Genomic DNA, 6337 nt, shown 5'->3' with positions numbered 1-6337 from the left:
AGACGGATGAAGCGGCGGGATCGTTTTGGCCTCGGGCCAAAAAAGACCAGAGCGCAATCCGGCGGAGCGGCCGGGGAGGGACGTGCTCGCGAGGCGGGCAAACCGGAATGCCGGGCGCAACGCCGCGGTGAGGCCGCATGGCCGAATGCGCGACGGACCGAAGGGCCGTTCTCCCCTGCGACACGCGAAGCCGAGCAGGGGAGGCCGTAAGGCTCTGGCCAAGGTTAATGTGCAGGGGCTACGCTTTAGACTATACGGATTACGTCTCCAAGCTTGCGACGTGATGGGCGGAAAGCCGTCTTTCGGGGCGGCTGCAAATCCAAAGCTCCACCTTGGCGAAAGCAGCCATTCAAACCCTATCGGAACTGAAGCCTCTTGCTGCGATGGATGCCAAGGTTAGCAATGAGCAGAAAGGGTGCGTGTCACAAAGACACGCACCTGACAATGGGACGGCGAGGCCAAAACGACTATGCAACGATAGGAGAAGTTGGCCAGCGGTTCCGGCTACCGTTGCTCACGGCTAAACTTTGACCAGTTCGGCAATCTTGATCGCGACGTCGGTCATGCTTTCATCAGCTGTATTCAGGCCCGCTCGTGACGCCAATAGCAGACTGACCTTTTCGAGCTCTTCGTAAGTCGTTTCGTGCACGATTGGTATGAGCCGTTCGCGCCTCAATAATGCCGACAGTTCTTTGTCGGCTACACCTTCCGCGGGTAGACGCCGCAACATTGCTGGCGTGACCAGCACGATCCCAACCCTGGAATTGACCAAGCCCTTGTCAATTGCCCGCATCATAGGCACTCCCAGCCCAAGGTCCTTTTCGCTGAACCAAACTCGTACACCCCGTGCTTCGAGAAGGTCATGAAGTTCCTTCGCCGCGCCTTGCCTGTCGTCCCAAGCATGGCAGAGAAAGGCGTCACGGAGGTCTGGCTGGGAGGACGCAAGTTGCTCAACATTGTCCCTTATAGGAGTGAGGGCTTGTACTTGTGCTTGAGTGTAGGAAACCGTCGACGCGCTTCCTGACCAACGCGGTTTTTTGGTGCTGCGTCCTGTTCCGCTTCCGGTACTTGTGCTGCCACCAGCGGCGAAAGACATACGGGACGGTGGCGAGAACGAACCGTAGCTATTCGTTCTGCGACCATATCCGCCGTAACGGTTGCGACACGCTGGGCAGTTCGCCGCAGCAGCTGCTGAACTATGCCCCCTAACGGGAGCGGTACACCTTGCCATCTTTTCTGTCGCTCCTGCTTTTCAGAAGTGTAGGGACATCCTTTACGGGATGAACGTGAAGTTATTTGACCACCCGCAGGCGTTGCGACGCTTGCGGCAAAGGATGAAGTGAGCGAAGATCTTCTTCACTCGAACGAAGTGCTTGGGCCAAATCAGATACATCATATCCGAGCTCTTCGATATGGAGGCGCACGATCTCAGGCAAAACAGTTGGCATTTCAACTTTGAGATCAAGTTCGGGGGGCTCAGCTTTGCGATAGCCCATGGAACTCATTTGCCGCCATAAATACTGGCTTTGATTGTCGGTGATTGCCCCAATTTGCTTCGCTCGGTAGAGGAGCGCTGCCATTGATGTGCGCCACACTGGTTTCAAGGCAGCCAGGGTTTGAACCGTGAGGCGCCTTGATGAAAGCTGGGGGCGAAGGTCTCGTGCGGGCATTAGCAAAGCAGAGGCAAAGACGTTTGCTTCATTCTCCATGTCAGGAGATGGAACTTGATGCATAACGACGTGGCCGAGCTCATGCGCCAGACTGAAACGTTGCCGATCTGCCGGCATATTGCGGTTCAAGAATATGCACGGTGGCATATCCGGGATTTGAACAGTAAACCCGTCGACTTTGAGGGCAGCAAAGTCGCAATGCACGACAATGCAGCCCGCTCGCTCCACCCACTCGACAAGATCTCGGATAGGCCCCGAGGGGACAAGCCAAGTACGCCTGATGAGGTCGGCAATCCGCTCTGGATCGCCACCAAATTCATCTACATCCATCCGTGGCAGTGACAACTCGGGCTCAAGATCAGCTGCATCCAGTAGTCTTCTGAGGTGCAGTATCCTTATGTTGAGTTCAGCTTCCAGGCGTTCAATCGCTTTCTGTCCAACGCTGGCACGCTTCCGATATTGCACGCTCATTGGAAGGCCGATGACCCTATCATGTTGAAAAAAGAATTCTATGGGGAAGCCCAACGCTTTACTGACACTATCCAGAACCTCATCTGTCGGGCCGATCAGGCCGTTCTCAAGTTTGGAGAGATTGGCCTGCGACACACCTGATTTTGACGATAGTTCTGATTGACTCCATCCACGGGCCTGCCGCGCTATCCGCAGCAGGTCTTGATTGAAGTTGTCGGTCATTAGTCTGTGCTTTTCTTGCGGTCGGAAGCTCTGCCCTTGAGTTTCACGATGGAGGCGGCCGGGCGAACTGGCTTCGGATCGGGAAGCGGCAGCGGCATGGTCGCTTCACCCGCATCCAAGAGGCTATACTCCCACGCAACCCGATTGCTATCCCTTGCAACTACGCAAATATCCGCGATCTGCGTTTCAAGCTGATTGAGTTTGTATACAATCTCAACGCGTTGAACCTCTGGAAGATTGAACAAATCCTGATCATGATCGTGAAATGCCAGAGCGAGTTGCGTGGCGACGTTTGACGAGCGGCCCGTTTCGTCGGCCTTCTTGAATCTGAAAAGCACTTTGTCGTGGACAAGAAACTTCATCGTTTCATGCCCGTCAATAACGTGTACCGCGTCGTGTCCCAACAGGTCGCTGTTCACACGTTCAATGATCTGCTCCCACACAAAGTTGGCGCGGCTACGTTTACAACGCCACACGCCGTTGAAATCGCTGGACAGCCAATCGTCCCAAGCGCTTCGAATGGCTGAGATGATGGGTTCGCGGATTTCGTTCAAGATGGGACGGACTGAAACTTCACTGGGGATCGGCATGCTCAAGCCTCGATTGTTTGATCACCTTGTAGCGGTCGACATTTACAAATGCAACAGCAAATTATTCACTAGTTGATTTCCTCCTTGAGCCTCGGGGCAAAGGTCCCCGCCGGGAGGCGCCTTGGGGTGTCCAGAGGGCGGGCAAGTTGAGTGCTTCGCTTTTGTCCGTGCGAGTCGCACTCGATGGAGGGGGTTTTGGGGAGGCGAGCGAAGTCTCCTCCGACCGGGCGCAGGGAGTTCAGTGGGAGAGCAAACCGATGACCCTGATCCGGCGGAAGCCTTCCGCGGAATGCGCAGGGTCCCGGGGAAGCGCCCCGTTCGAACGATAGACCGAACAGGGGCTCCCTCGGGGCCGAAGTGCGATCTGGTTAGTGGATAATTTCACCTGCAAGACCTCCCGGCCATTCGTGTCGGGGTGAAGCTGCACCGCCGTGTTGAGCAACAGTGTGAATGGCAGAACAGGGGATTCCGCACCGCGGCAAAAGCCACTCAAACGAATGTCCGGAGAGGGCCGACCACGTCTGGCGTACCGCTTCAGTCCAGATCGACGCCGCCGAGGCGCGGCGCATGTACATGCGTTCGGATTAGGAACGCAGCGACCGCGCCGGCGATGGCACCGAAGAGGTGCGCTTCCCACGACACGCCGGGTTGGCCCGGAAGAACGCCCCAGAGAATGGAGCTATAGAGGACACCGACCACCAGTGTCGCGCCCAGCGTGATCAATGAGCGATCCACGAAGCTGCGCGCGACGAGGAAGCCAAACCAGCCGAAGACCAACCCTGACGCCCCGATATGGATGGCGGAGCTTCCGAACAGCCAGACGAGTCCGCCGCCGAGGCCGATCACCACTGCATTCACCGGCAGCAAAGCCCTCGTGGTCGAGGCCACAAGCAGCCCACCCATCACCAGGAGCGGCGGCGTATTGGCCATCAGATGCGCGAAGCTTCCGGGCAGCAGGGGCATGGCGATGACACCATCCAATCCGCTGCCGTGCCTGGGGATCAGGCCGAAGGCCGGGATCAGGCCGTAGCCGGTGATCCAATTGACGACTTGGATCGCCCAGAGCAGCGCGACAAAGGCGGCAAGCGCCGCGGTTCGCCGGAAGAAGACGCGCATGTGATCCCGTTTCATCATGTTGGCGACAGTAGTCGTCCCCACAGCGCCTTCAACGGCTTTCGCGCGCTGCACAGGGTACCACCTCCGGGAAAGAGGGTTTGAGGCGGCCAACCTCGGTACGGCTCAAGCCAAGAGAATGGCTCCGGTCTTACACGGTGTTCCCCGGGCGAAAGGGCTGCGGTTCACGCTCGGGGCGCTTCAGGGCTTCGGCGTATTTACGGGCATTGTCATCGATTGTGCCGTGCCAAAGCTTCGAGACGAACGCGCGGGCGTCTTGGACCGTCATGTCTTTCAGCGAAGAGGACAGCGCCATGAATAGCTCATCCTCGCTAATCGCGGCGGCGCGGTGCATGGCATCCGCGTAAAATGATGGGTCGTTGAGAACCTGCTCGCGCAGCGGCATCCGCGCGAGGTTCTCCTCCGGGATCGCCATGAAGATCGTGTCCTGCAGGTCGGTCAGATACGCACGCCGCGATGTGGACACCGGCTTTCCCGCAGCCTTGGCCTCCAGAAATGCCTGCCTTGTCCTGTCGAGCCTTGCCCTTGCATGGGTCATGATGACATCACGCTGTCGTTCAGGCAGCGCAAATCCGGTGCAACGCTGGATATGAGCAAGTAGCTCTTCAACCTCGGCGTCTACATCAAAGCTCACGAACCACGGAGCTTTTCCCAGTCTCGCCATCATGCGCCTACCTTCGTCCATACAATATTATATTATCGTATATCATATTCAGCAGATCGCAAGCAGATGGCGCCCGTCATGCAGCCAAACATGGAAAAAGGGGACCCGTGGTCCCACGGCTCCCCTTTCAGTTCACATCGTCTCCCCCTCGCGCGCCGACTAGGCGACCAAGGAGAGCCCCGCGCCCGCGTCTTGCGCTTGATCACCGCTGTCGATGAACGGAATGATCGAGAAAGTCTGGCCACCGCGCTGTTCTTCGTTCTGGACGGCGTTGACACGCAGGTCGCCATCAGGCGTGTTGATCAGCAGCGACAGGTAGTCATTGCCCGTGCGGCTGCTCTTGGCCATCCAGGCCGAGCCGACGCGGATCGGCGTGCCCCGGGGCGAGCTGACTTCGATGCGGTAATCGGGGTGGGTCTCCTCGGTCTTGTAGCTGTTCTCGATCAGCATGAACTCCAGATCGAACATCATGTTGGCGATGTAGCCGGTGAAGGCGTTGTCGGCGTCCATGGCGGTGAGCTCGCCCGAGATCGAGCCGGATTTCATCAGGCCGTTCGAGACCAGCGGGATGATCTCGAATTCGCCGCTCTTGGCCGCGCGCGCCTCTTTCGTCTGCACCGCGTTGACCCGGAAGGGACCAAGGCCCACATCGATCTGCATCGAGATGTAGGGGTTGCCGCTGGTCGTGCCGGTTTCGTTCCAGGCCGTGCCGATGCGCACCTTGCGGCCCGACTTGTTGGTCGCCGTTACGTCATAATCCGGGCTGCGCTCGGACATCTTCGGGCGGGTTTCGAGCTGGATGGCAACATCGAAACGCGTCGAGTGAATCATGCCGGTGTATTCGGCGGCGGCGGTCTCGACATTGCGGGTAAGGGTTCCTGCGAACATGAGATGGTTCCTTTTGGATTGGCCGGTGCCTGACGTTCTTGCCAGCGCATCCGGGATTGCTTTCTCGACCCCTTGAGGGATCACAAATCAGAAAGCCTGCTTTCCTTTCAGCCCCGCGCACGGGTCAGAGCTGCCGTCCGAGTGGGAATGCCCCCGCGCCTCCGGGTACAACGCCCCTCCCCTGCCCGTCTGGTCTTGCTTGGCTGCCCGAACGCCGTCCTCCGACCGCGCGATGAAGAACTCCGCCGATTTTCCGTTCAACCGGTGCGCTTCCCGCTCGGTCAGGCCGATGCAGCTGCCGTTCGGCATATAGGTGATCAGGTACTGACCCAGCCGGTCCTTGTGGACAACGTAGCCGGTATTGGCCCAATGCACGGTCTGGCCGGCATCGACGGCCGCCTTGATGTCTTCGAGTGTCATGCGAACCTCCTCAAGAAGAATGGTGGGTAAACGCCGCAAGAAGCCCGATCTTCCGACCAGGCTTCTATGCAGCATTCGTTTGGCAAACGACCGAGAGCTGTCAGGCGCTTTACGTGGCTTGCGTCGCGCGCGCCGCCATCCAATCCTTCAGGCCAAGAACCGTTCGTCCGGCGGCGACCTCGGAGGCCCAGGCAACCCTTGGATCGCCGCAGGGCTCCCCGCTGACGTGCTGCTCGATATGGCCATTGGCCATCCATGGCTCGGGCTGGATTCGTCGC

Annotated in this window: 7 protein-coding genes and 1 pseudogene; 1 reads left to right on the top strand and 7 read right to left on the bottom strand. The window is 58.5% G+C overall.

The window, feature by feature from the left end; genetic code table 11:
- The coding region (locus tag ACN0X0_RS22935) for a hypothetical protein (protein ID WP_417281128.1) at positions 1–210 on the top strand (210 nt) is incomplete at its 5' end.
- Positions 211–520: 310 nt separating this feature from the next.
- Here ACN0X0_RS22935 and ACN0X0_RS22930 read toward each other — a convergent pair.
- From ACN0X0_RS22930 to ACN0X0_RS22900, 7 genes and pseudogenes are all read right to left on the bottom strand, one after another.
- A complete protein-coding gene (locus ACN0X0_RS22930; RefSeq protein WP_288960399.1) occupies positions 521–1096 on the bottom strand; it encodes a toll/interleukin-1 receptor domain-containing protein in 576 nt (191 codons plus the stop codon).
- Positions 1097–1292: 196 nt separating this feature from the next.
- Positions 1293–2363, bottom strand: coding sequence for a helix-turn-helix domain-containing protein (locus ACN0X0_RS22925; protein WP_288960400.1), 1071 nt, complete (start codon positions 2361–2363; stop codon positions 1293–1295).
- Positions 2363–2953, bottom strand: coding sequence for a hypothetical protein (locus ACN0X0_RS22920; RefSeq protein ID WP_417281127.1), 591 nt, complete (start codon positions 2951–2953; stop codon positions 2363–2365). The genes ACN0X0_RS22925 and ACN0X0_RS22920 overlap by 1 nt, the downstream gene beginning before the upstream one ends.
- Positions 2954–3487: 534 nt before the next feature.
- On the bottom strand, positions 3488–4069 hold the full coding sequence (locus ACN0X0_RS22915; protein ID WP_417281129.1) for a rhomboid family intramembrane serine protease: 582 nt from the start codon (positions 4067–4069) through the stop codon (positions 3488–3490).
- 148 nt (positions 4070–4217) lie between these two features.
- Positions 4218–4754 carry a hypothetical protein gene (locus ACN0X0_RS22910; RefSeq protein ID WP_288960403.1) on the bottom strand — a complete coding sequence of 179 codons (537 nt, stop codon included), beginning with the start codon at positions 4752–4754 and terminating at the stop codon, positions 4218–4220.
- 156 nt (positions 4755–4910) lie between these two features.
- Positions 4911–5639: a DUF736 family protein gene (locus tag ACN0X0_RS22905; RefSeq protein WP_282092896.1), complete on the bottom strand. Its 729-nt coding sequence runs from the start codon at positions 5637–5639 to the stop codon at positions 4911–4913.
- Between the two features lie 124 nt (positions 5640–5763).
- Positions 5764–6059: pseudogene (locus ACN0X0_RS22900) on the bottom strand (hypothetical protein).
- Between the last annotated feature and the right edge of the window lie 278 nt (positions 6060–6337).

Source organism: Celeribacter sp., assembly GCF_048270365.1.
Lineage (GTDB): Bacteria > Pseudomonadota > Alphaproteobacteria > Rhodobacterales > Rhodobacteraceae > Celeribacter.
The sequence above is the reverse complement of the archived record's forward strand: the minus strand, read 5'-3'. Positions and strand labels throughout refer to the sequence as shown.